The organism is Winogradskyella marina (genome assembly GCF_015645385.1).
Classification (GTDB): Bacteria; Bacteroidota; Bacteroidia; order Flavobacteriales; family Flavobacteriaceae; genus Winogradskyella; species Winogradskyella marina.
In genome coordinates this window covers 718,943-743,900 of sequence record NZ_JADOET010000001.1, presented here as the reverse complement: position 1 = coordinate 743,900, position 24,958 = coordinate 718,943, and the positions used below count along the sequence as shown (strand labels likewise).

Annotated in this window: 27 protein-coding genes; 10 read left to right on the top strand and 17 right to left on the bottom strand. The window is 33.4% G+C overall.

The features are described 5' to 3' along the window. Positions 1-42: 42 nt before the first annotated feature. Entirely contained in the window at positions 43-657 is a 615-nt protein-coding gene (locus ITJ86_RS03070; RefSeq protein ID WP_195870127.1) for a thioredoxin family protein, read from the bottom strand. A gap of 79 nt (positions 658-736) precedes the next feature. On the opposite strand from ITJ86_RS03070, the gene ITJ86_RS03065 reads away from it, so the two are divergent. Next, positions 737-1,300: a DNA-3-methyladenine glycosylase I gene (locus ITJ86_RS03065; protein ID WP_195870126.1), complete on the top strand. Its 564-nt coding sequence runs from the start codon at positions 737-739 to the stop codon at positions 1,298-1,300. Here the strand turns inward: ITJ86_RS03065 and aat are convergent. The 3 genes from aat to ITJ86_RS03050 form a co-directional block, all read right to left on the bottom strand. Next, the gene (gene aat, locus ITJ86_RS03060) at positions 1,281-1,919 is read right to left on the bottom strand and encodes a leucyl/phenylalanyl-tRNA--protein transferase (protein WP_195870125.1); all 639 of its coding nucleotides are present in this window, start codon (positions 1,917-1,919) and stop codon (positions 1,281-1,283) included. The genes ITJ86_RS03065 and aat overlap by 20 nt on opposite strands. 200 nt (positions 1,920-2,119) lie before the next feature. Then, positions 2,120-2,497, bottom strand: a complete 378-nt coding sequence (locus ITJ86_RS03055) for a DUF3127 domain-containing protein (RefSeq protein ID WP_195870124.1) — start codon at positions 2,495-2,497, stop codon at positions 2,120-2,122. 44 nt (positions 2,498-2,541) lie between these two features. Beyond that, entirely contained in the window at positions 2,542-3,411 is an 870-nt protein-coding gene (locus ITJ86_RS03050) for a flavin reductase family protein (RefSeq protein ID WP_195870123.1), read from the bottom strand. A 123-nt stretch (positions 3,412-3,534) separates the two neighbouring features. On the opposite strand from ITJ86_RS03050, the gene ITJ86_RS03045 reads away from it, so the two are divergent. Together ITJ86_RS03045 and ITJ86_RS03040 are read left to right on the top strand one after the other, a co-directional pair. Then, entirely contained in the window at positions 3,535-4,686 is a 1,152-nt protein-coding gene (locus tag ITJ86_RS03045; RefSeq protein WP_195870122.1) for a sensor histidine kinase, read from the top strand. 163 nt (positions 4,687-4,849) lie between these two features. Next, positions 4,850-5,200, top strand: a complete 351-nt coding sequence (locus ITJ86_RS03040; RefSeq protein WP_195870121.1) for a hypothetical protein — start codon at positions 4,850-4,852, stop codon at positions 5,198-5,200. Here ITJ86_RS03040 and ITJ86_RS03035 read toward each other — a convergent pair. Together ITJ86_RS03035 and greA are read right to left on the bottom strand one after the other, a co-directional pair. After that, complete coding sequence (locus tag ITJ86_RS03035; protein ID WP_195870120.1) at positions 5,195-5,584, bottom strand: HIT family protein; 390 nt, start codon at positions 5,582-5,584, stop codon at positions 5,195-5,197. The genes ITJ86_RS03040 and ITJ86_RS03035 overlap by 6 nt on opposite strands. Before the next feature lie 244 nt (positions 5,585-5,828). Beyond that, on the bottom strand, positions 5,829-6,302 hold the full coding sequence (gene greA / locus ITJ86_RS03030) for a transcription elongation factor GreA (protein ID WP_195870119.1): 474 nt from the start codon (positions 6,300-6,302) through the stop codon (positions 5,829-5,831). A gap of 363 nt (positions 6,303-6,665) precedes the next feature. Between greA and ITJ86_RS03025 the strand changes: the two genes are divergently transcribed. Continuing rightward, positions 6,666-7,097 carry a hypothetical protein gene (locus ITJ86_RS03025; protein ID WP_195870118.1) on the top strand — a complete coding sequence of 144 codons (432 nt, stop codon included), beginning with the start codon at positions 6,666-6,668 and terminating at the stop codon, positions 7,095-7,097. On the opposite strand, the gene ITJ86_RS03020 is transcribed toward ITJ86_RS03025, so the two are convergent. The 8 genes from ITJ86_RS03020 to ITJ86_RS02985 form a co-directional block, all read right to left on the bottom strand. Then, positions 7,094-9,310: a TonB-dependent receptor gene (locus ITJ86_RS03020; RefSeq protein WP_195870117.1), complete on the bottom strand. Its 2,217-nt coding sequence runs from the start codon at positions 9,308-9,310 to the stop codon at positions 7,094-7,096. The two genes, ITJ86_RS03025 and ITJ86_RS03020, sit on opposite strands and share 4 nt — an antisense overlap. 446 nt (positions 9,311-9,756) lie before the next feature. After that, positions 9,757-10,161 carry an alternative ribosome rescue aminoacyl-tRNA hydrolase ArfB gene (arfB, locus tag ITJ86_RS03015; protein WP_195870116.1) on the bottom strand — a complete coding sequence of 135 codons (405 nt, stop codon included), beginning with the start codon at positions 10,159-10,161 and terminating at the stop codon, positions 9,757-9,759. Positions 10,162-10,163: 2 nt separating this feature from the next. After that, positions 10,164-11,720: a DUF4301 family protein gene (locus ITJ86_RS03010; protein WP_195870115.1), complete on the bottom strand. Its 1,557-nt coding sequence runs from the start codon at positions 11,718-11,720 to the stop codon at positions 10,164-10,166. Then, on the bottom strand, positions 11,717-12,286 hold the full coding sequence (locus ITJ86_RS03005) for an AAA family ATPase (RefSeq protein WP_195870114.1): 570 nt from the start codon (positions 12,284-12,286) through the stop codon (positions 11,717-11,719). Before ITJ86_RS03005 ends, ITJ86_RS03010 begins: the two co-directional genes overlap by 4 nt. Continuing rightward, entirely contained in the window at positions 12,247-12,879 is a 633-nt protein-coding gene (gene pnuC, locus ITJ86_RS03000) for a nicotinamide riboside transporter PnuC (protein ID WP_195870113.1), read from the bottom strand. The genes ITJ86_RS03005 and pnuC overlap by 40 nt, the downstream gene beginning before the upstream one ends. After that, entirely contained in the window at positions 12,863-13,123 is a 261-nt protein-coding gene (locus ITJ86_RS02995) for a hypothetical protein (protein ID WP_195870175.1), read from the bottom strand. The genes pnuC and ITJ86_RS02995 overlap by 17 nt, the downstream gene beginning before the upstream one ends. Before the next feature lie 106 nt (positions 13,124-13,229). Then, on the bottom strand, positions 13,230-13,955 hold the full coding sequence (locus tag ITJ86_RS02990; protein WP_195870112.1) for a geranylgeranylglyceryl/heptaprenylglyceryl phosphate synthase: 726 nt from the start codon (positions 13,953-13,955) through the stop codon (positions 13,230-13,232). Then, complete coding sequence (locus tag ITJ86_RS02985) at positions 13,955-14,581, bottom strand: 4'-phosphopantetheinyl transferase family protein (RefSeq protein WP_195870111.1); 627 nt, start codon at positions 14,579-14,581, stop codon at positions 13,955-13,957. The genes ITJ86_RS02990 and ITJ86_RS02985 overlap by 1 nt, the downstream gene beginning before the upstream one ends. Positions 14,582-14,711: 130 nt before the next feature. Between ITJ86_RS02985 and ahcY the strand changes: the two genes are divergently transcribed. After that, positions 14,712-16,028, top strand: a complete 1,317-nt coding sequence (gene ahcY, locus ITJ86_RS02980; RefSeq protein ID WP_195870110.1) for an adenosylhomocysteinase — start codon at positions 14,712-14,714, stop codon at positions 16,026-16,028. A 247-nt stretch (positions 16,029-16,275) separates the two neighbouring features. Here the strand turns inward: ahcY and ITJ86_RS02975 are convergent, their stop codons facing one another. After that, positions 16,276-18,414: a S46 family peptidase gene (locus ITJ86_RS02975; RefSeq protein WP_195870109.1), complete on the bottom strand. Its 2,139-nt coding sequence runs from the start codon at positions 18,412-18,414 to the stop codon at positions 16,276-16,278. Positions 18,415-18,497: 83 nt separating this feature from the next. On the opposite strand from ITJ86_RS02975, the gene ITJ86_RS02970 reads away from it, so the two are divergent. The 4 genes from ITJ86_RS02970 (at position 18,498) to ITJ86_RS02955 (ending at position 21,667) form a co-directional block, all read left to right on the top strand. Next, positions 18,498-19,640, top strand: a complete 1,143-nt coding sequence (locus tag ITJ86_RS02970; protein ID WP_195870108.1) for a methionine aminotransferase — start codon at positions 18,498-18,500, stop codon at positions 19,638-19,640. 77 nt (positions 19,641-19,717) lie between these two features. Further along, the gene (locus tag ITJ86_RS02965) at positions 19,718-20,230 is read left to right on the top strand and encodes a hypothetical protein (RefSeq protein WP_195870107.1); all 513 of its coding nucleotides are present in this window, start codon (positions 19,718-19,720) and stop codon (positions 20,228-20,230) included. Positions 20,231-20,297: 67 nt separating this feature from the next. Beyond that, positions 20,298-20,882 carry a hypothetical protein gene (locus tag ITJ86_RS02960; protein WP_195870106.1) on the top strand — a complete coding sequence of 195 codons (585 nt, stop codon included), beginning with the start codon at positions 20,298-20,300 and terminating at the stop codon, positions 20,880-20,882. A gap of 2 nt (positions 20,883-20,884) precedes the next feature. Next, a complete protein-coding gene (locus ITJ86_RS02955; protein ID WP_195870105.1) occupies positions 20,885-21,667 on the top strand; it encodes an amidohydrolase in 783 nt (260 codons plus the stop codon). On the opposite strand, the gene ITJ86_RS02950 is transcribed toward ITJ86_RS02955, so the two are convergent. Further along, a complete protein-coding gene (locus tag ITJ86_RS02950) occupies positions 21,651-23,261 on the bottom strand; it encodes an Ig-like domain-containing protein (RefSeq protein ID WP_195870104.1) in 1,611 nt (536 codons plus the stop codon). The two genes, ITJ86_RS02955 and ITJ86_RS02950, sit on opposite strands and share 17 nt — an antisense overlap. Positions 23,262-23,317: 56 nt before the next feature. After that, entirely contained in the window at positions 23,318-23,995 is a 678-nt protein-coding gene (locus ITJ86_RS02945) for a ComF family protein (RefSeq protein ID WP_317190611.1), read from the bottom strand. A 70-nt stretch (positions 23,996-24,065) separates the two neighbouring features. On the opposite strand from ITJ86_RS02945, the gene ITJ86_RS02940 reads away from it, so the two are divergent. Continuing rightward, positions 24,066-24,950: a hypothetical protein gene (locus tag ITJ86_RS02940; RefSeq protein ID WP_195870102.1), complete on the top strand. Its 885-nt coding sequence runs from the start codon at positions 24,066-24,068 to the stop codon at positions 24,948-24,950. Positions 24,951-24,958 lie beyond the last annotated feature (8 nt).

The following is a 24,958-nucleotide window of genomic DNA, read 5'->3' as shown; positions in this document are numbered from 1 at the left end:
TAACTTTACCTAGCGCTTATGTTAGCTACTTGATTTTAGTTGTTATTTTAATAAGTTAACCAAGTCTTCAATAGTAGATTGGCCTTTATCTTTATTATACCAACGCTGTAAATCTTCTTTAAATTCTGGTGTTAACATACCATGCTCAGCCTTATAAGCTTGCACCATGTTTGTTGCAACTGTAGGTCGTGGTCCATAGGTGTTTAAAACAGTATTGGTTTCAGAATCTAACATAATTAACTTAGGTATAGATTTCCCTCCATTAGTTAAAAACTGATCCATAAGCGCTTCGTTGTCATCTCTGAGTACAATTTTATAATCTATAGCATCATTGAGTTCTGCCACTTTATTAAGTATCGGCATTACATGTGCAGCATCACCACACCAACTTTCAGAAATAACCAACCATGTTACTTTTTTATCAAAATTCTCAATTGTAGATTTTGTAGCGTCAGCAACTTTTGCAGTTTTATCCCAACGTCTCATACGTCTATCGTTTAGTTGGGTATATGCAACAATAGCTTCCGATTTATCGTTTCCGGTTGCAGATTGCTCTTCTACTAAAGTTGTAACTAAGGCTCTATATTCAGCATAAGTCATACTATTTTTTAGACTTTCTGAAATAATATCGTTTAAAGTAAGTGTCTCTGTATTCATATAACAAAAATAAGAATCTGTTGCTGTTTATTGTGCAACTGTTGTTACATTAGTAGCACTAATTTAATTTCCTTACAGTATGAAAAAACAGAGATGTGGTTGGTGTGTTGGTGATCCGTTATATGAAGCCTATCACGATGAAGAATGGGGAGTTCCGGTATATGATGATGCGACCTTATTTGAGTTTTTAATTTTAGAAACCTTTCAGGCTGGTTTAAGCTGGATTACGGTTCTAAAAAAGCGAGAGAATTTTAGAAAGGCTTTTGATAATTTCGATTATAATACAATTGTAAAGTATGACGCTTCAAAAGTTGAAGACTTATTACAAGATGCAGGTATCATAAGGAATAAGTTGAAAGTAAAAGCAACGATAACTAATGCCGAAGCTTTTGTAAAGATTCAGGAAGAGTTTGGGTCGTTTTCAAAATATATATGGGATTTTGTAGATGGGAAACCCATAAAGAATACAATTAAAAACTATAAAGAAGCTCCAGGAAATACACCGTTAAGTGATGCCATAAGTAAGGATTTAAAAAAGCGTGGTTTTAAATTTGTAGGTTCCACTGTGATATACGCACATATGCAAGCCACAGGTATGGTGAATGACCATGAGGTCTCGTGTTTTAGATACCATGAGGTTTAATAAAATCTAGAAACTCAATGCGTGAGATATGTTTTGCTCCTAAACTTTCGAGGTGTTTGGTGTGTAATTGACAATCAATTAATTTGTAATTAGAATTTTGAATATATGTTATAAAACCCGCTTTACTGGCATTACTCACTTTAGCAAACATACTTTCGCCACAGAAAACAGTATCATTAACTTCAATACCATATAATCCACCGACAAGTTCATCGTTTTGCCAGACTTCAATAGATTTGGCATAACCGAGTTCATGTAACTTTAGGTAAGCGTTAATCATATCATCTGTAATCCATGTGCCATACTGATCATTGCGTTTTACATTTGCACAGTTTTCTACAACAGCCTTAAAAGCTTTGTTTGTGGTAACCTGAAACGTTGATTTTTTTAAAACCTGTTTCATGCTTTTAGACACCTTTAAATCTTCAGGGAACAAAACAAATCGTGGATCTGGCGACCACCAAAGTATTGGTTCATCATCTTGAAACCACGGAAATATACCTTTTGAATAGGCGTAAAGTAAACGCTCTGGTGACAAATCTCCTCCAATAGCTAGAAGTCCATCAGCAGAAGCTTCAGATACCTCTGGGAATTCAATTTTTTGAGTTAAAAAGTGCATCGTTTTAAATAGAATTCAAATTTAAGTGCTGTAGTTTATGGTTGAATTTTTTAATAAGTTGATAAAAAATTAATTATCAAGGCAAAAGCTAAAACCATATTTCAATTTTAACTAAATAACTAAATAACTAAAAAAGAAAAAGACCTGTTTTTAAAATTTAAAAAACAGATCTTTTTACTATATGTGTTTAATCTTTCTGGTTAGAAAGGTAAATCATCGTTATCATCATCTTTTAAATCACTTACTGGTTCAAAAGCTTCTGTTGGTGGTACAGGAGGCATACCTTCACTTGGCGCTTGCGCTTGTAAAGCTTCAATTCTCCAACCTTGTATAGAGTTAAAGTATTTCGTTTCACCTTGTGGGTTTACCCATTCTCTTCCTCTAAGGTTTATGTTAATTTTTACCTGCTGACCTTCTTTATAGTTGTTTAATAACTCTGTTTTATCTTGAACAAATTCCACCATAATATGTTGTGGATATTGCTCTTCTGTAGTTACTACAACTTCTCTTTTTCTAAACCCGTTACTACCAAAAGTTTGAGTCTCTCCTACCATTTTAATTCGTCCTTGTACTTCCATTTTTGCTTAATCTATAATTTATTTTATTCTTAATTTTTTTGAGGCTACGAAAGTAATAACTTCCAAGCACTTTCTACGTCTCCATAGCTCAAATAATTTTGAGCTAACTTGTGTTTTTCTCTGTGAGAAGCTATTTTAATGTCTGGATAGCGCTCACTAATATCTTCAACAAATTTACTCACGTCATCTTTATTTGGCAAAGCTTCTACGTTAGCAAGCATTCCAAGATTGTTTCCTGTTAAGATCATGCTGTTTTTTACATGTTCTGGCATATTGTCTACACCAATTCCCATATTCTTTAACGGTTTAGGAATTTCAAAAAAACCTTTGTTTGCTCTACTGTAATAACTGCCTCCAGCTCTTGCGACCAAATCTAAAGCGTTTTGATTTATGGTTTGATCGTCGTTTAGAACTTCTTCTGAAATATGAAGTTTTACCACTTCACAAATCACTAAATTTCCGGCGCCTCCTTCAGTTCCCAATTGAATAATATCGTTTACCTTACATTCTAATTGTATAGGTGATTCTGCTACTCTAAAAGGCTTTACCTTATCTGACGCTAACATGGATAATCCAGATTTTTCAAACTCATTGGTGCCTTCAGGGTATTCTGTACTTGCTAAGGATGTTTGATGTACAATATCATAATTTACCACATTAATTACTACTTCTTTAGTGGCTTCTACATTATGCAATGTATGTTTTGTGGTATTATCTCTAACACGCCTTGCAGGTGAAAAAACCAAAATCGGGGGATTAGCGCTAAACACGTTAAAAAAGCTAAATGGCGATAAATTTGGATTTCCGTTGGCATCAACTGTACTAGCAAATGCAATTGGTCTTGGTGCAACAGCACTTAGTAAATAGCCATGTAAAGTGCCAGTTGTAAGATCTTTAGGGTCAAATGAAGCCATGTAGTTTGCTGATTTTCAACAAATATAATTATATTGAATTGGAGACAAAAGTATTTTGGAGATAACTAAGAACAATAATATTAACAATTTTACATTATATTTAAAATGATTTAAACCCAACTAATGACTTTTAGCTACAACCGAAATGTAATCCGTTGGATTATTATAGCATCCTCTTTTATTATTATTTCCCTTATTCTTTGGAATACCTATACGTTTTTTCAAAATTTTAAAGCCGAAGAGCGTTCTAAAATGAAAACTTGGTCCTTAGCTCAAAAAGAGTTGAGCAAGACGTTAGATTTAAATACAGATATTGGAGAATTGCCATTATCTATTTTATCAAGCAATACAACAACACCAATGATTAATGTTTCAAAGGATGGGAGTTTGGGATATAATAATATTGATGAAGAAAAAGCGCAGGATTCACTTTACCTTATTCAATTAATTGAAAAATTTAAAAGTGAAAATGAACCAATTCAAATAAGATACAAGGATGAAATTTTTTCTACTGTATATTATGGCAACTCACCTTTATTAAATAAATTAAAATATTATCCTTTAGCTTTATTGCTCATTATATTGCTCTTTGCAGCTGTTGTTTATTTCTTTTACCGAAGTTCAAAAATTGCAGAACAAAATAAACTCTGGACAGGTATGGCAAAGGAAACAGCGCATCAAATTGGGACTCCTTTATCGTCGCTTGTAGGTTGGACCGAAATTTTAAAAACTGAAAATGTAAATCCAGATTACATTGTAGAAATTGAAAAAGACATTGATAGGCTTCAAACCATAACAGAGCGTTTTAGTAAAATAGGATCTGCTCCAACCTTAAAAACAATGGATATTGTTGATGTTACGAAGTCGTCTTATGACTATTTAAAATCGAGATCATCTAAGTTAATTAATTTTGAAATTGTACTTCCCGAAAGAGCAATTCCGGTTAAATTAAACGAACAACTTTTTAGTTGGACCATTGAAAATTTAGTGAAAAATGCCATCGATGCCATGAAAGGTAAAGGCGATTTAAAACTAGAATTAACACAGATAGAAAGTAAAGTATTCATTAATATATCAGATACCGGAAAAGGAATTCCGAAGTCGTTGTTTACTAAAATTTTTGAACCTGGTTATACGACCAAAAAACGTGGTTGGGGACTTGGACTGTCTTTAGCAAAACGAATTGTGGAAGACTACCATAAAGGAAAAATTAAAGTCTTGTCTTCTGAAATTAATAATGGTACTACAATACAAATTTTATTGATACAGGTTTAAATGTCATTCTAAGCGGAGCGAAGAATCTCAATAGGTTTATATAAGGTGTTTTTTAAAAGAGACCATCTAAGAAATTCATCAATAACAGTGGTTCTTATGTATGACCAATGTCTAAAAACTAGACCTTAAATAATAAAATCAAATTTTTAGTTTAAATTTGAGCATGGATTCGTCGCGATTTTTCACATTAAAGGAAGCTAGGATAGGTAATAACTGTCCTGAATGTTATTCTAATGATAGTTTAGAAATTACCTTTAAACAAAAACTAATTGAAACTAAGCTTTACAAAGCTATAACGGACGAAACCAATTGTCAATTACGATGTTTAAATTGTGAAGTTCAAATATTTCCAATTCGTTGGACAGATGATATTGAACGTGTCGTAGATTATCACAACAGAGGACTTAAAATGAAACAGAAGTCTACCAAACTAAAACCAATGGCTTGGGCTTTGCTTATTTCTAGTGTTGTTGTTTTACTAGTAATCGTATTATTTGCGTTAGGAATCTTATAAAAACGATCCTATTTTTTTAGCTAAGGCTTTAAACTCTTCGGGTGTTACGGTTTGCTTATTGGTAAAACGAGCATCGTCCATAGTGTGCAACGGAATTAAATGCACATGAACATGAGGTACTTCTAGACCAATGACAGACATACCAATACGTTCGCATGGTACCGCTTTTTCTAAAGCCAATGCAACACGACGCGAAAATTTCATCAATGCCATATACGTAGCTTCGTCTAAGTCAAAGATTTTATCCACTTCTTTTTTAGGAATGCAAAGTGTATGGCCTTTAGAATTTGGGTTAATGTCTAAAAACGCAAAGAAATCTTCAGTTTCAGCGACTTTATAGGATGGTAATTCGCCAGAAATTATTTTTGTGAAGAGTGTTGCCATGTTTCTTGATTATATTTAGTGTTTAATTAAGCTATTAGTAAAACCAATGTTTCGTGCTAATTATTAACCATAATGGTGTCACTTTAGGTATGAAGTCTTTATTCTTTGTTCTAAAAGCGCAGCGGTCTTGATTCTAGTTTAAATATAAATATAAAAAGATTCCTTTTAACGAGGAATCTTTTTATTAATAATTGCTGAGATTACAGCTTTGCTAAAACGTGTTCAGCATAAGTCACAGAAGGTCTTATCTCGAAATTTCTAAAACATCAAATTTCATAATACCACTTGGTACTTGTATTTCGGCAACATCTCCAACAGATTTGCCTAATAAACCTTTACCTATAGGCGAATTCACAGAGATTTTTCCCGAAGCTAAATCGGCTTCACTTTCCGCAACCAAAGTGTAGGTCATTTCCATACCATTCACTTGGTTTTTAATTTTAACTTTAGAAAGTGCTAAAGCTTTAGTTAAATCTAATTGCGACTCATCTATAACGCGTGCTCCAGATAAAATTTCTTCCATTTTAGAAATCTTCATTTCTAGCATACCTTGTGCTTCTTTTGCAGCATCATATTCTGCATTTTCACTTAAATCACCTTTGTCTCTAGCTTCTGCAATTGCTTGTGATGCTTTAGGACGTTCCACATCTTTAAGTTGGCTTAATTCGTCTCTTAATTTTTTTAAACCTTCAGCTGTGTAATAAGATACTTTACTCATAATTTAATCGTTTTAAATATAACACGTTCTAAAAAGCAAATTCTTTATCATTTTTGAGCCCGTCCGAAAATCAGACAGGCTCAAAAATAACAGTAGATATTTTGTGCTTCTTAGAAGTTTGTTATAGTGTAATTATAATGTTAGCATAAAAAAAACCTCGCGCTGACGAGATTACTATGCAAATATATAAAATATTTACGGTATTGTTTAATTAATAGTAAATTGCGCTTCAAATTTTGAAGTTAAAATGCATTAAGAATGTTAATAATTTAAAAATTGATTAAGCAAAGCGAGCATTCTCGTGGGTTAAAACGTTTTTTTGTTTTAATCTACTAAATTTCAAAACATTAAAAAAATAGAGCTGTGAAGAAATTATTTTTAATACTTAGTTGTGTGGTTATTTTTGGTTGTAGTAAAAATGATCCAAAATACAACTGTAACTTCTTGCTAGATGTTGGTGTTAACCTAACGGTAAATCTTAATCTTCCTCAGTATAATCAACTTTTATTTCCTGTAAATGCGGTTAGAGTAGAAGGGTTTGGTAATAGAGGAATTATCTTAGTTAGAACCAATGCAGATTCTATTTTAGCTTGGGATGGTGCAGATCCTAGCCATACGCCTTCGTCTTGTTCTTCTTTAACCATTGTCGGTTTAAATGCCGTTTGTGGTTGCGAAGATGGTAATGAGTATAGTTTAATAACTGGTACACCCTTAAACGATAATCCTCAACCCTGTACATTAAAGCCATACAGAGTTGAAGCTATCGGAAATAATACATATTATGTAAGCGATTAAAATTTCATAGTCACTCCAACTAAAAAGTTTGTTGTGGCTTGTGGATAAAATCCAGCACCTTCAATAGTGGTTACACTAGTTGGACTTGACCAAGTATCGTCATAGGTGTAATAATAACCATTAGACACATATTCTACATTAAATATATTATTGACTAAACCTGAAAATATAATTTCGTCGAAAATTGAAGCTGTTTTTAAAGTATAATTAATGTTGAAATCATTGATAAAGAAACTATCTAATTTAGACAAGTCGGCTTCCGTATTACTCATATATTGTTCACCAACAAACTTGCTTAACAAGGCCATTTGAAGCTTGTCAATAGGTTGGAAAACAATAGCATTTGAAGCCACTATACTTGGTGAAAATGAGATGTCTGTTTTACCCAAATTTTGTAATTCGTCATCAAATGAAATAACAGTCTCATTGTTTTTATTAGAACTAAGTGTCATGTTAGGTTGTAAAGTCAGTTGAGAGCTCACCGGAATTATTGCTTCCAGTTCTAAACCTAAACGGTAACTTTCTCCGCTATTTGTTCGTATTGGATTTCCAACATCATCTAAACGACCAGACAATACCAATTGCTGATTGTAAAACATGTAATACGCGTTGGCGTTAAATATAAAGTTGCCTTTTTTGTGTCTCCAACCCAATTCAAAATCATTAAGTTGTTCTGGTTTTATGTTTTCATCGGTTTCAAAATCAGTTCGGTTTGGTTCTCTGTTGGCTCTAGCGTAAGAGAAGTAGAGATCATTACCTGTATTTAATGAATAGGTGATTCCGGCTTTTGGATTGAAAAAAGTAAAATCCTTATCTATTGCAAATTCTACAATATCAGATGTTGTTCCTGTGGTTTTATAGGTGACGTTCCTAACTTGTAGATCTCCAAACAGACTTATTTTTTCATTTAATCTATAATTCGCTTTTGAAAATAAAGACAAGTCATTTTTTAAACTATTTCCATCATAATAACGATCTCTAATTTCGGTCTGGCTTGCGTATTCTGACCAAATCACTTCACCAAAATGATCGCCATCGTAGTGACTAAATGAACCTCCAAATAATAAATCTAAATTATTCGCTTTATAATTCACGTTGGCGTTTATGACATAAAAATCGTTATCTAACCAACGTCTTCTAATTAAATCCGTTTCATCTATTATTTCACCATTAAATTCTAGTGGTTCTAGACCATAATCGCTAAAATCTTCATCGTCTTTATATTGCTCAAAAAAACCTTGACCTTTGGTGTAGTTTAAACCTAATGTGGTAGACCATTGGTTGTCGTAACGCTGATTCCAGTGCAACTGGTAATGATCTTGTTTGTAGTCATCAACTTCATTATCATAAAACTGTGTGTCGCCATTATTATCAGTGTATTCGCCAGCAGTATTATAGGTTCGGTCGTTTTCTAATTTGTCTAAATCTTCAAGACCATTCCAAGCTTGATATGTGACTTCCTTACCACCAAAAGTAATGGCTTTTATTAAGGTATTATCATCAACATAAGACCCTTGTAAAAAGTAAGATTTTAAATCTGCCGAAGCACGATCTATATAACCATCTGAAGCTATATTAGATAAACGACCAGCAATTTCTATATGATCATTTAGCAATCCTGTGCTAAACTTAACGGTGTGTTTTCTCGTATTATAACTTCCAAAGGAATTAGCAATTTCACCAGAAGCGTCTTTAGAAATGGCATCTGTTAAAACATTAATACTCGCACCAAAAGCACCAGAACCATTGGTTGAAGTTCCCACACCACGTTGCAGTTGTAAGCTTTCTGTAGAGGATGCGAAGTCACCAAGATTCACCCAAAATGTCCCTAAGGATTCGGCATCATTATAAGGAATACCGTTTATAGTAATGTTGGTAGATTGTGAGCTAACTCCACGCACTCTAATACCTGTGTAACCAACTCCTGCACCAGCATCTGTTGTGGTTACTACCGAAGGTAAAAAGTTAAGTAACATCGGAATGTCTTGCCCTAAATTACGTTTTTCCAAGTCTTCTTTAGTCACATTACTATGTGTAATTGGTGACTTTGCGTCTACACGGACGGCTTTAACAAGAACTTCGTCTAGTTTTTCAACTTTAGTAGAATCTTGTTGTTTTTCTTGTCCATAAACTGAACAAATTCCTAAAAATGCAATTGAAAGTGATAATCTCTGCCTACTTTTTTTTGAGAGATTGTTGAATAAAAATTTCATACGACTATAGTATTATAATCGAATAAAAAGAGGTCATTATTCTGGGTTAATAAATATGTTTTTGAGCTACAAGCAAGTACTTAAGTTACATGTTATTTTTTATTTTGAATCTATACATGAATATTAAAGTATATCAAGATTCAGAAGTAAAAAAATAAACATTGATAACCTTATCGCACGCGCTAAAAATGTCCTCAGGACATTTTCTTTAAGCTCGCTTCCTAAACAGCATTACCTGTTCTAGGTTCAATGGGTATGATCTCAGCCGATAATAGGCACCCCTTTATTGAGAACGCGGCAAAGATATAATAGATTTTAGATTTTAGAATAATGAATACTAATTTTTTTTTGAATACAACAAAGAAAAAGGAAGGGGTAATCGTACAGATTTGCGGCACTGATACTTAGCGTGAGTACATTGGGAGTTGATTTTTTAATTTTGGGATTTAATCTACTTTTGGTGGCTTCCGATTCGCCTTTTTTTCAGCAGTAATACGCTTATTTTTTAAACGTTTCTTTTTGGCTTTTCTAGGAATTCTGGTGGGAATTCTTTTTTTGTTTTCCTTTAATCCTTCTTGAATTAATTCTATAAACCGCTGAGTCACCAAAGCTTTATTTCTAAACTGGCTTCGGCTTTCGTCACAAGCGAGAATTAAAATAGCGTCTTTAGTCAATCTATTAGTGAAGAATTCTAATAGTTTTTGTTTTTCGTCGTCGTTAAATACGGCTGAGTTTTTAAGGTCAAAGTATAATTCTGCTTTAGAAGAGACCTTATTTACATGTTGGCCTCCACTGCCAGAGCTTCGAACGTATTTATAGTTTAATTCAGATTTAAGTAACTCTGTGTCCACAATTATTTGGTTTGGTGTGGTGTTTTTAATAAATCATTGACGGTTTTTACTGGGTTAAATGTGATAATTGGAACTTCGACAAAAATAGTGGTCCAATCTGCCATACTGCCATTCCAAAGACCAGGTAATTCTAAGGCTTTTAAATCTTTACCGTTCTTCGTTTTTTTGGTGATAAATGATGCATTATGATCGACATATTGTTCTAAATCAAATTTTTCTCCTTTATAATTTTTTACGCCACAGACTAAATCTACGGGATTAAAATGCGTGGCATTTTTAAGAATGTTTTCTTGTTTTGGGTCGTCTAAATTGATTTGAGCCGACTCAACAATTTGAAGTGATTGATTAGATTTATGGTCTTTTACCCAAAAAGGACCTCCTCCAGGTTCACCTTCATTTTTAACCATTCCACAAATTCTAATTGGCCGATTTAGTTTTTCTTGGAGGTATTCAATTTTATAACGGTCGGCATATTTTTTATATTCATCTGATATTTTGATGCTTAATTCAGATGTTAAAAAGTTTTCGATAGCACTTAAAGTAGCTTCTGAAACTTCTTCTGAGTCTAATTGGTGTAAATATTCGAATGCTTTTGATTGTAATTTTAGAAGAATTCCTGCCAATACTTTTTTATAGGTTGCCACTTCCTCCTTGTACTTATATACTACTACATTATCTATATTCTTCACAAAAATAATATCAGCATCTAAAGCATTTAAGTTCTTTAGTAAAGCACCATGTCCAGAAGGTCTGAACAATAACGCACCTTTAGAGTCTCTAAATGGTCTATCCTTTAAAGTTACCGCTATGGTATCTGTTGACTGTTGTTGGTATGAGAACGAAATATCGAATTTTACTCCTGTGTTTTCTTCAATCTGACTCTGAATACTTTTAAACTCTTGAGTAAACTTGTTCTTGTAAACTTCAGAAATTGTAAAATGAAGTTTCGCTACACCATTGCTCGATGCGTATAATGCAGCTTCATATAAATGCTCTTCAAAAGCAGTAGAAATATGATTGTTTTTATAATCGTGAAATGGTAATAATCCTTTAGGTTGATTTCCAAAATTAAGTTGATTTTCATCTAACATAGCTTTAGAAAAATGCCATATTTTTTCTTGATTAGATAAGGTTTCATACGCAATCCCTTTAGACTTGAGCAATTTCAAGACTTGGTGGTAAAACGGAAACTTTTCTAAACCAACCATAAATAGAGAAAGCTCTCTTAAATTGGTTTTATTGATGTATGAATTAAGAGATTGTTCATTTGCATTGTATTCTTCAACAAATCGGAACAAAAACTTAAACATTCTAGTTGCAGCTCCTGAAGCTGGAACAAATTTTAATATCGACTTTTTATCTTTTTCAGCTTCAAAAGTTTCGGTATATTCCTTAATACTAGCATCATTTAAGGGTATAATCCCATGATTCAACGTGGCAGCATCAGAAATATTTGTATGCGGAATTCCTGTTTCAAAAATTTCGATTTGCTTTCTAACGGCAGTTAAAGTTAAGTCGTGAGATTCTATTTGAATAATGTCGTTTTCGGTAAAACTCATGTTTTGCTTATTAATAATTTGTCGATATGCTTAACAGCTAACTCTAAGCGCTCCTTTTTATTTCCTTTTAAAAGTATATAAGGTTTATTATAGGTTTTTAAAGCGGATTCAAAAGCGTTAAACATACGTTTACGTTCATTGGGCTTGTCTCTTAGGTCATCTGCTTCCCAAGGCGTGTCAATATAAGTTAAAAAGTAAAGATCATAAGAATTTTTTAGAGCATATGTTTCTAAAATCGGGTCACATGTACCTTGGTAATAGGCTTCGCTATAAACTTTAGTTTCAAGCAGATCTGTATCGCAAATTAAAACAGAGTCGGTTTTTTGTGCCAATTCGTTTTCGAGTTTTATTTGCCCAATGGCAATTGGAAGTAAATCCTTAGGTTCACAAGTTTTACGCTCGTTATTCCACTTATCTTGTAGGTACACGCGTGCATATTCTGGCACCCAAACCGAATGGTAATGTCTCGCTAATTGCCGAGATAAGGTTGTTTTTCCTGTAGATTCAGGCCCAAATAAAACTACTTTTATGCAGTTTGAAGGTTGTTGTTTAAGTGCTTCTTCCATGCTAAATATCCAAATATGGCTATTAGTGTAAATCCTAAATATTGAAAACTGGTGAACGTAAACCCTTTATAAAAATACAAAGGAATAGAGATAAGATCACCAATAATCCAATAGATCCAATTTTCTATTTTACGTTTTGCCATTAACCACATACCAACAAAAAAGGTTGCCGTTGTAACCGTATCTACATACGCAACCCAACCCGTCCATTTGTCAAATGTTTTATAAACTATAAAAACAAAAAGAAGCGTTGCTATAAAAATTGCGATGCTTATTTTTGTTTCCCTTTTAGTGGTTCTAGAGATTGGGTTTTCAGGTTGTCCATCTGCTTTTCGAGTCCAGACATACCAACCAAAAACGCTCATTATAAAGTAGTAAGCATTAATCATCATGTCTCCTAAAAGTTGCCATTTTAATAATAAATACACAAAAATACAGGTGCTAATCATACCTGTTGGGAATACTAAAATGTTATTCTTCTTAGAGAACAAAACTGATAGAAACCCAAATATTACAGCTACAATTTCTAAGACAATATCTATGGTTTGATAGTCGGCATACTGTCCGAAAAAGAAATTAAAAATGTGGCTCATAATCACTTCTATTGGTTTTAACCACTTTCATAGTTAAGACAGAAATATCCACATCTTCAAAAGAACGTTTTATTTCTTGTGTTAAAAAGGGCATTAATTCGTCGTAATTTCCAAATATTTGCGTGCTTAATGGGTTTTCTAAAACTTTGAATTTCGAATTGCGTAAGGCTTTTATAAAATTGATGACATGCTTTTCATAATCATCTTGTAATGGCGAAAGTGTTAAATCTACTGATATTTCCATACTATTTGCCGCCAAAGCGGTAAGCTTTTTAATTTATTATACCTACAAGGTTTTTAAAACCTTGCAGGAACTAGTTAAGATGCAGAAACGAGTTCAGCATGACAATTTACTTTTGTAAATTGTCAAAAAAAGTGTCATCGTCTTCAAAAGCTGTTCCGATAACAACCAAATCTGCTCCAGCTTTGTAAGCCGATTCTAATTCGGTTTTAGCTCTAATACCACCTCCTACAATTAATGGTATGTGTAATTGTTGTTTAACTTCTGAAATGATATTAGACTCAATAGCATGTGTGGCTCCACTTCCGGCTTCGAGATATATTAATTTCATGCCTAATAATTCTCCGGCTTTTGCTGTGTCTTTTATGGTTTGAATATCTTTTCGTTGTATTGGGTTTGTTTTACTGACACGCTCAACAGATGTTTCTTTTTCATTCTTTATAAGCAAATAGCCTGTTGGAATGATTTCAAGATTAGTTGTTGCCAATTTAGGAACAGCCTCTACTTGTTTACCAATTAAATAATCTGGATTCCGACCAGAAATTAATGATAAAAACAAAATACCATCAGCTTTATCCGTAATCTGAATCACATCACCTGGAAATAAAACAACAGGTAGCTTTGTGTGTTTTTTTATCTCAATAACCAAAGTTTCAGTTACGCCTTTATCAACCTCGCTACCTCCGACAAAAATATGGGTTGCTATAGATTGATTCACTTTAGAGATAAATCCTGAAACGGCATATAAGGTCATCTTATCAGGATCGATTAATACAGCCAAAAGTTTTTCATTTTTAGCACTTGACGTTATTATATTTTGGTAAATACTATTCATTACGGAACGACATAGGCACAAGTAAATCCTTCAAATTCTAAAAACGCTGTTGTATATCTGTATTTTTTACCTTTATAATCTATCCAAGCTACGGTTTTTCCATCTTCAACCATAAACGGAATCACTAAAAAATGCTCTTTAAATAACATGCCTGGTGTCGCAAAAAGTTTATAAAGTGATTCTTTAATGCCCCAAATCACGGTTAATCTTCTAATGGAATCTTCATCTATGGTGTTTAAATAACTGAACTCATAGTCTACAAACTTATGAGCTATGATTTTTATTTTTTCACGTTGTTTTTCAATATCAATTCCCACTTCTTTATCACTCACTATAATGCCTGAAAATGTAAACGAATGCGTAATTGAAATGTGCTTTCCGTCTTTAAGATGAGGTTTTCCGTTATCGTCATAGAACAAATCTTGATCGGTATAACCAAACTCATGCAGCAAATGTCTTACACTCAAAAAGCCACGTTGGTGTAGTTCACTTTTCATACCTAAAACGCGCTTTAAACTTTGTGGTTTTAAATCTAAAGGCTGAAATAGAGAGTCGTACGATTCTTCAATCTTCCAGATTTTAACAGTAGTTTGTGAATTTACACTAATGGATTTATATAGTGGCATTTAGAATTGTTAATGATAATGATTATCTTTGCATCGCCTAAGGCGAATTTGGCATTTTTGATGTAGCGAATTTAACTATTTAAGTGTTAAACCCAAAGGCGTTTTAAAATATAAAAACAAAGAAAAAGATATGAGTACAAAAACAGTTGCTTACGTACCTAATAAGGTAAAAGATATGTCGCTTGCGGCTTGGGGAAGAAAAGAGATTGAATTGGCTGAAGCAGAAATGCCAGGCTTAATGAGTTTGCGTGAAGAATATAAAAACGAGCAACCTTTAAAAGGTGCACGTATTGCAGGATGTTTGCATATGACGATCCAAACTGCGGTTTTAATAGAAACGTTACAAGCTTTAGGTGCAGAAGTGACTTGGAGTTCTTGTAATATTTTCTCTACGCAAGATCAGGCTGCTGCTGCCATTGCTGCTGCAGGAACTGCAGTTTATGCATGGAAAGGATTATCTGAAGAAGAATTTGATTGGTGTATAGAACAAACCTTATTCTTTGGTGAAGATCGTAAGCCATTAAACATGATTTTAGATGATGGTGGTGATTTAACCAACATGGTTTTAGATAAATACCCAGAGTTATCTGCTGGAATTAAAGGATTGTCTGAAGAAACAACTACTGGAGTTCATAGATTATACGAGCGAGTTAAAAATGGTACTTTAACTATGCCAGCTATTAACGTTAATGATTCTGTAACAAAATCTAAGTTTGATAATAAATATGGTTGTAAAGAATCCGCAGTAGATGCGATTCGTAGAGCAACTGATATTATGTTAGCCGGAAAACGTGTAACGGTTTGTGGTTATGGTGATGTTGGTAAAGGAACTGCTGCTTCTTTTAAAGGTGCTGGTTCTATTGTTACGGTTACAGAAATTGACCCAATTTGTGCTTTACAAGCGGCAATGGACGGTTTTGAAGTGAAGAAATTAGAAACTGTTGTTGGTAACTCTGATATTGTTATTACAACTACTGGAAACAAAGATATCGTTAGAGCTGAGCATTTTGAGGCCATGAAAGACAAAACTATTGTTTGTAACATTGGACACTTTGATAACGAAATCCAAATGGATTGGTTAAACAAAACGCATGGTAATACTAAAGACACCATTAAGCCACAAGTTGATAAATACAATGTGAATGGTAATGATATTATCGTTCTTGCTGAAGGTCGTTTAGTAAACTTAGGTTGTGCAACAGGTCATCCAAGTTTTGTAATGAGTAACTCGTTTACCAACCAAACCTTAGCACAAATTGAACTTTGGAAAAACAGTGACAAGTACGAGAATGATGTGTATATGTTACCAAAGCATTTAGATGAAAAAGTAGCAAAATTACACTTAGAAAAAATTGGTGTTGAGCTTACCGAATTAGCAGAATATCAAGCTGATTATATTGGTGTTAAGGTTGAAGGACCTTATAAGCCTGAGCATTACAGATACTAACAAATTCCTGCGAAAGCAGGAATCTCTTAGTCTAAATTCCAATAATTAAATCTCAAATCCCAAGCAGCAATGTTTGGGATTTTTTTGTTCTTTACATTTAATGTGAAATCAGAGTGTCACTTCGAGTGATTCCGAAGAATGAGGAATTGTATCGAGAAGCGAAAATGTCAAACACAAAAAAACTTCACCGTTAAAAAACGATGAGGTCTAATAAATTTCGTTTCTAATAATAGCTGTTAACTGCTAACTAACTACGTTTCTTACGTTTATTCCTCTTCTTTTTCTTAGACTTAGAGCCATCAGTCTTAGGATGTACTAATTCCATCTCATCAATTAAATGTTGTGCACCAGCATATTTATCAATAATAAAAAGCACATAACGTAAATCGACCATGATGTTACGGCAGATTTCTGGGTCGTAATTCATGTCACTCATAGTCCCTTCCCAAACGCGGTCAAAGTTTAAACCCACTAAGTTTCCATGTGCATCAATGGCAGGACTTCCAGAATTACCACCTGTGGTATGATTGGTTCCTAAGAAACAAACCGGTACTTTTCCGTTGCTGTCAGCATATTGACCATAATCTTTAGATTCGTATAACTCAATCAGTTTTTGTGGGACATCAAATTCATAATCGCCAGGAACGTATTTTTCAATGACACCATCTAAGTAACTCACCGGACTGTAATATACAGCATCTCTTGGCGAATAGCCTCTAACTTGTCCGTAAGTAACACGCAGTGTACTGTTAGCATCTGGGAAGTAACGTTCTTCAGGTAATGCTTCCATTAAGGCCGTCATGTATTGTGTTTGTAAGGCTGTAATTGGTGTGTTTTTATCTTCGTATTCTGGATTAATCGTTTCAAAAAACTCAGCGATAATAGGTTTAGCATAAGCATAGGCCGCATCATTGTTAAGATTTTTTATCACGGTTTCCGCATCACCTTCTAATAATTGTAAAGCGGAATCTAAATTAGTAAAGGCTGTTTTTTTATAAATAGAAGCATCTACATTATCCGTATAAAGTGGCATGACATTTTTATAGACACCTTTGTCTAAATCTGCATCGTAGTTTTTATGAATACCTCTTAATTGGCCCGTTAAAACTTCTTTTCCTCTTTCAAGTATTGCAGGGTTTTCAATTAAAGCTTGTTCTACTTGATAAGCTCTAAAAGTCATTTGCATCAACTCATTGGTGGTTAAAAACACTTCTATAAAGTTTCGGCGCTTAATATTTATAGCGGCAAAATCTTTGTATAACTTATCAAATTCTGGTAGAATATGGCCGTATTTATCTTCTAATCCTTTTTCTTTTAAGGCTTTTGTGAATGTAGCTTCAAAGGCTCTACGTTGTTCTACAGCATTACTTTTTTCGATACCTAAATTAACCCCAATCCATCGTTTCCAAGAGTTAGCAATCCTAGCTTGTTTAGACGCATACTTGATTCGTACTTCGTCACTTGATTTCATTTTTTCATCAATGACTTGTAAAGCAGCTTCTCTAATAGCAATATTGGTTGGGTTAAACTCTTTAGTAATATGCTCAATGGCAACAGCCGGAAGATATTCTTCTGTAGTCCCTGGAAAACCAAAAACCATAGTAAAATCTCCTTCTTCTACACCATCTAATGATACTGGAAGGTAGTGTTTTGGTGTGTAAGGTTTGTTATCCTTACTGTATTTTGCCGGACGGTTATTTTCATCGGCATATATTCTAAATAATGAAAAGTCACCGGTATGTCGTGGAAACACCCAGTTATCAGTGTCACTTCCAAATTTTCCAATACTAGTTGGAGGAGCACCCACCAAACGGATATCTTCAAAACGCTCTGTGACGAAAAGGAAGTATTGATTACCTTCATAAAAGGCTTTTGTTTTTACATCTTGCCACGATTCTCTTGGCCAGGTTTTCATGGCAGCATTACTGTTTTTAGAAATTTGAGATTGCTTCTCTTTTTCAGTCATGCTATCGGTTATACCTTTTAAAACCACATCAGATACATCGTGTATACTTACAATAAATTCAATGAATAAACCTTCGTTAGGTAATTCTTCGTCTTTAGTCATGGCCCAAAAACCATCTTTTAAATAATCGTTTTCTAAAGAGGAATGCGATTGAATTTGGCTGTATCCACAATGGTGATTGGTAAGGATTAAACCTTGGTCTGAAATCACTTCACTAGTACAACCACCATTAAAATGACCAATGGCATCTTTTAAGCTAGAATTGTTAACATCGTAAATATCTTGAGCCGTTAATTTACTACCCAAACTTTGCATTTCGTCTTCGTTCATGCCTTCTAAAAGTGAAGGAATCCACATACCACCTTGTTGGGCTGAAACTTGAAAAGCAACAAAAAGAAAAAGAATTTTTAATAAGCGCATAGTTAATATTTTATTAGTTTTTGTAAAGATAGAAAAGCTTGTTTTATATCTTTAATGTTTTAGCATATAAAGCATATAATTTCATGAATTTTAAATCTAAATTACCGAATACAAGCACGTCAATTTTTACGGTGATGAGTGCTTTGGCAAAACAACATAATGCTATTAATTTATCACAAGGATTTCCTGATTTTCCCAGTTCGAAAAAGTTGAATGATTTGGTAGCCAATGCCATGAATACAGGTTACAATCAATATGCACCAATGGCTGGTAATTTAGACTTGCGTCTGGCGATTGCTCATAAATATGAGTTACTTTATAAAAGCCATTATCACCCTGAAAAGGAAATTACAGTGACGGCAGGTGCAACCCAAGCGATATATACTATTATTTCGGCATTTGTAAACAAAAATGATGAGGTTATCATTTTTAAACCTGCATATGATAGTTACCAACCCGCTATTGAAATTAATGGAGGAAAACCAATCGCTGTTCAATTAGAAGCCCCTAATTATAAAGTGAATTGGGATGAGGTGGCTTCAAAAATATCGTCTAAAACCAAAATGATAATTATTAATTCGCCGCACAATCCTAGTGGAACGATTTGGTCTAAAGAGGATATGCTTCAACTTCAAAAATTGACAAACGGTACCAACATTATTGTTTTGAGTGATGAGGTATACGAGCATATCGTTTTTGATGATGCTCAGCACCAAAGTGTTTGTTTATTTCAAGATTTAAAACAACGCAGTTTTATAACGGCTTCCTTCGGAAAAACATTTCATAACACAGGTTGGAAAATAGGCTATTGCTGTGCGCCAGATTACTTAATGTCAGAGTTTAGAAAAGTGCATCAGTTTAATGTCTTTTCGGTACACCATCCGTCGCAAAAAGGGATTGCAGATTATATGCAAGATTCAGAGACATACTTGGGTTTAAATGCTTTTTTTCAACAGAAACGCGATTTGTTTTTAAAATTAATTTCAGAATCGCGCTTTAAGTTTCAACCTTCAAAAGGCACCTATTTTCAAGTTTTAGATTATTCTGAGGTTACAGATGAATACGATGTGGATTTTGCAAAACGATTAACCAAAGAGTTTAAGATGGCTTCAATTCCACTATCTGTATTTAATGACAATGGGAAAGATGATAAGGTGTTGCGTTTTTGTTTTGCAAAAACAGATGAAACACTACTACAAGCGGCAGAAATTGTAAATAGGATCTAATGTTAAAACTTTCGTAAAATCGTGACTTTATGTGTTATTGGGTGTCTAAAAAAATAGAACCAATACATACTATAACTATGAAATTTCAAAATATAATAATGTGCTTTTCTTTAGTCTTAATGTTGTCTTGCGGAAGCAGTGAACGTGTCATTACAGATGAAGGTAAAGTGTATGAAGTAAAAGGTAACACCATTAAAAATGACGGAAATAACGTCACTAAAAACTTGAGTGCGGAAGAAAAAGAAGCGATAAATACTGTTCTTGAAAGAAAAGAAAATGCAAAAAAGGCTTTTGACAAGAAGCAAAAGGAATTAGAAGATGCCATTGAAGAACAAGAAAACATCCAGGAAGCAGCAGAAAATAAGCAAAAGGAACTAGAAGAAGAACTAGAAACATTGGAGGACAGTCTTAAAGAATCTCAAGATGCACGCGATAATTACGCAACAATTAAAGCGCGTTACAACGACAAAAGAAATAAGTTTAAAAAGTTGAAGAAAGAAGGTAAACTTTCACCGAATGATATCGAAGACTGGAAAGAAAAACTCGAAAAAATAAAAGAAGACGTAAATGAAGCAAAAAATAAACTTTAAACGTAATTTTAGATGTTACTTTTTAAGCATTTTTGTGTCTTATAAATGAACAATAAACTCCAAAACAATGAAATCTTATATACTCTTATTATTCGTAGCCTTTTCTTTAAACTCGTTTGCTCAGGAAGTTGTAAAAGACGGAAAAACTTATGAGGTAAAAAATGAGAAAATCTTTAAAGACGGACAAGATGTAACTGAAACCTTAAGTCTTGAAGAAAAGACCTTAATTTTTAAAGAAGCTGCTGTAATTTCAGAAAAAATTAAACTTGTAGAAAAGGCTAAAGTTGAAGCAGAAAAGTTAAAAAAGGAAGAAGCTAAAGCAATAAAAGAGGCTAAAAAAGCAAAGAAGGAGGAAGAGAAAGCTTTAAAGAAAAAGGAAGCCGTTGCCGAAAAACTAGAAAAAGAGAATAAAAAAGCTGAAAAGGCACGGAAAAAGGAAGAAAAAGCACAAAAGAAAGCTGAGAAGGAAATAAAGAAAAAGGAAAAGCTTCAAAAGAAATTTGAAAAGGCCGAAGACAAATTAGAAAAGGCTCAGAAGAAATATGAAAAGTTAAAAAGAAAAGGTAAATTGTCACCTGTAGATGAAGGAAAGTGGCTTGATAAAATTGACAAGCTCACAGAAAAGCTTACAAAAGCAAAACAAAAAATGTAACTATGCCTAACGTATTAAACGTAGCCTTAATACAAACGTCTTTAGCTTGGGAAAACCCAGAAGAGAATAGACGTTTATTGTATCATAAGATCGATGCCATTTCAACAGGTGTCGATCTTATTGTTTTACCAGAAATGTTTACCTCTGGTTTTACAATGAATCCTGAATCTGTTGCTGAAACAATGGATGGAAAAACAATGGCATGGTTAAAGCAATTAGCTAAGGATAAGGATGCGGTTATTATGGGAAGTCTTGTGATTTCTGAAAATAATAAGTTTTATAATCGAATGGTTTGCGTTGAGCCTTCTGGCGCAATTACAACCTACGATAAGCGTCATACCTTTACATTGGCAGGTGAACACAAGGTCTATACAGCAGGAACTGAAAAAGTGATTTTCAATTATAAAGGCTGGAAAATTTGTCCGTTGGTCTGTTACGATTTACGTTTTCCTGTTTGGGCAAGAAATGCTGAAGACTACGATCTTTTAATTTATGTTGCCAATTGGCCTAAAGTAAGAATTGCTGCTTGGGATGCCTTGTTGCAAGCAAGAGCCATTGAAAATATGACCTATTGTATTGGAGTGAATAGAGTAGGATTAGATGGTAATAACCATGAGTATTCAGGGCATTCAGTAGCTTATGATGTTTTAGGAAATAGAATGGATAATTTATCTGAAGACCAAGACGCTACTGCAATCGTGGTTTTAGAAAAAGATGTCATTACTAAATACCGTGAAAAGCTGAATTTTTTAAACGATAGAGACGGGTTTAATCTAAAAGCGTAAACTCTTCAACAAAATCGAAATTAGAGCGCACTTCTTCTATAGGTTCTGAGTAACTAACACGTTCTGGTTGAATACCTAATAAGAAATTACCAGTATCGTATTTTCCATTTTCATTGGTGTCGAAAATGGCCCTTAATTTGTATCGTCTTGGTACTAAATTTCTGAATTCTACAACAGGCGAATCTTTCGCATAGCGTTCGTACATAACTTTGCCTTGTTCATTAACAAGTTGAACAATTAATGGAAATTTAGCGTTTCTAATATTGACTCTAATATTTCCATATTCAGATTTCATTTTGGTTCTAATAGAATAATTTAAAGTGTCTTTATTAGTGCCCTCATAGAAATCGGTAAATGCACCTGGAAGCATAGTGAAATTGTATTTCTCATCTTCTTGCTTGTCAATTGGAAATTTATACGTGTTAAAAATAGAATCATACTCTACTTTTAACGGTACCGCTAAAGAATCTTTGTTTATTATTTTAATCTTAGTAGTGTCAATTTTAGATAACGGAATATTAGATTCCATCGTAAAATCTTCATCAAAATTTAGGATACCTTGTGTAACAGGTTTAAGAGTTAAAGAGTCTCCTTCTATGGTTCTAAAACGATGTTTAAACGTGTCTATCTGTTTGTTATTGGTGACAGTAAAGAACGTCGTGTCAATCTCAAATTTTGGTTTGTACCAATAATATAGGGTATCTGTTGTTGGGTGTTTAACAATGCGAGACTTGTAACCTTCAGGTGTTTCTCCAAGCACTTTAATTCGCATGGATTCATAATCACCTTCATACGGAAAAATAAGTCGTGTTTCACCATCTTGTGATGGCCTAAAGGCTTTATAGTTTACTTCTTCATTAAAAAGTTTAAGCTCATAAGTGTCATCGGTTGGCACTGTTATAAAGTCCTCTTTAAAACCTATTTTATCGTTTTTCTGATTGAACAAATAATTAGAATTTTCATCCTTTAACGCAATCAGTTTATATTTTCCGGCTTTAATATTATCGATACTAAATGTGGTAACACTGTCTAATGTGTTAGTAATATATCGTGGCTTTTCTTTATAAATAATAGAGTCCGTATAAGTAGAATCTACCTCGTACAACATTACAGAAATAAAAGTGTCTGGTTTTTCCTGCAGTGCATCTACAACATAACCTTTTACAGCTAAAGAATCTATAGTGCTTCCAGTAGAAAACACGTAGCGATAATAAGGATAAGGGTTTTCTTCGTTGTTATCTACAATGCTTTCTCCAAAATTAAATGCATAGGTTGTATTGGCTTCTAAAGTATCAATTATTTTAATTGTAATGTATTTACTCGCACCACTCATTGGTGTTACAATAGGATCCGTATCCATAGGCGGAGATACAATAAGTTGTTTTCTAAGATCTCGTATTTTAACGTATTCATTAAAGTAAATTTTAATTTCATCTCCTTTAAAATTGGTCGAAAAATTTTCTGGGACAGCTTGTGTTATTTCTGGTGGTAAAATATCTATTTCTCCTCCTGTTGGAGTACCACGATTAGCACAACTTGCAATGCATATTGCAATTAAAATCAGACTTAAAACTCGCAGTAATGATAAACGCATCTATTCAAAATAATTTAGCACAAAGAAACAATATAATTTATTTAGAAACGAAAAAATTAATCCGCAATTGCCATAGTTGCAAGACTTAACTTAATATTATCAATTTTTAACAAAACGGTAGCACAAGCTTCAACCGTTGCGCCAGTTGTAATGATATCATCAACGAGTAAAATATGTTTTCCTTCCAATGATTTGTTTTCGGAAATATCAAATAATGCTCCATCGTCATTCCAACGTGTTAAACGTCCTTTAAAAACTTGTGTTTTAGTCGATTTTATTTTGATTAAAACCCTGTCGTTATAGTCTGCATGGAGTGCGTTTGCAATTTCTTTTGCAAATTTCGCCACTTGGTTATAGCCACGTTTTCTTAACTTAGATTTATATAGAGGTACAGGGATCACAACATCGATGTGTTTATAAGCCTCTACAGTTGCTAATTCTGCTCCAAGCCATTCGCCAAAAAACCGTCCAATATCTTCATGACCTCTATACTTTAAGTTATGAAGTATTTGCTGAACAATTCCTTTTTTCGAAAAATGTAATAAGGCTGTTGCTTTTTCTAATTTTACGCGTCCGTAAACTATTTTTTTTACATCTTCAGTATTGTCAAAATGAAAATTAGTGACAGGTAAATGATGTCTGCACGTTGTACATAAAACGACCTCGTTATCGGTTAAAACGTTATTGCAGGCTTCACAAACCTTAGGAAAGAACAAGTTTAACAAGTTTTTCATCATTTTGTCGATTAAAATAAAATCAGACTTCAATTAGCTCTAATTTCGCTATAAATTAATAAAATTAATAATGATAGTTAACCCTCAGCTATTTAATTATAGATTAATTATTAGTTCTTTATTAGTCGTTTTAACCGTTTTAGGAATTTATAGTTTTAATAAAAATCAATCTATTGATGCTTACGAAGAGTTCTTAAAACAAGAAAAAGTTTTGATAGAAACTGAATTAGCAGATTTGCTATCTAGTTATGACGCACTTAGCCAAGACTATAATTTTATGACAACTCAGCTCCAAGCTGCGAAATTAGAGACTAGTAATGCTTTAGATTCGTTACGGTTGTTAAAAAGTGATTTATCTATAATTGCTAAATATAAAGATCAGCTTGCCGTATTAAAATCTAAAAGTAAGGTTTTGCTTCGTACTATAGATTCTTTAAATTCTGCTAATAAGAAATTGCAGAATGAAAAACGCTACGCATTAAAGACTATTAAGAATAACACAGTTACGATTACCGGATTAGAAGAAGTTAACGATTCGCTTTATAAAACCATTGATAATGCTGCTGTATTAAGAGCAAGTAATATTAATGCACAATCGTACAGGTTAAGGTCGGGTAAAAAGCGATTTACCGAACGTGCAAAACGCGCCAATGCCATTGACGTTTGTGTTACCTTAAATGAAAACCCGTTGTCTATAGAAGGGCAAAAAGATATTTATATACAAGTTGTAAGTCCTCAGGGTAATGTTGTTTCAGATAAAGGTGAAGTGTTTTTCGGAAGCACCTCATTAAATTACAGTCATAAAGAAATTGTAACTTACAAGAAGGAAAATTTAGAAATTTGTATAGCAATAGTTGCCGATAATGACGATCAACCTTTTTTAAAAGGCAGCTACTTTATTAATGTTTTTCATGAAAATGTAAAGCTTGGAAGTACAAGTCTCAATTTTAAATAAATAATTCA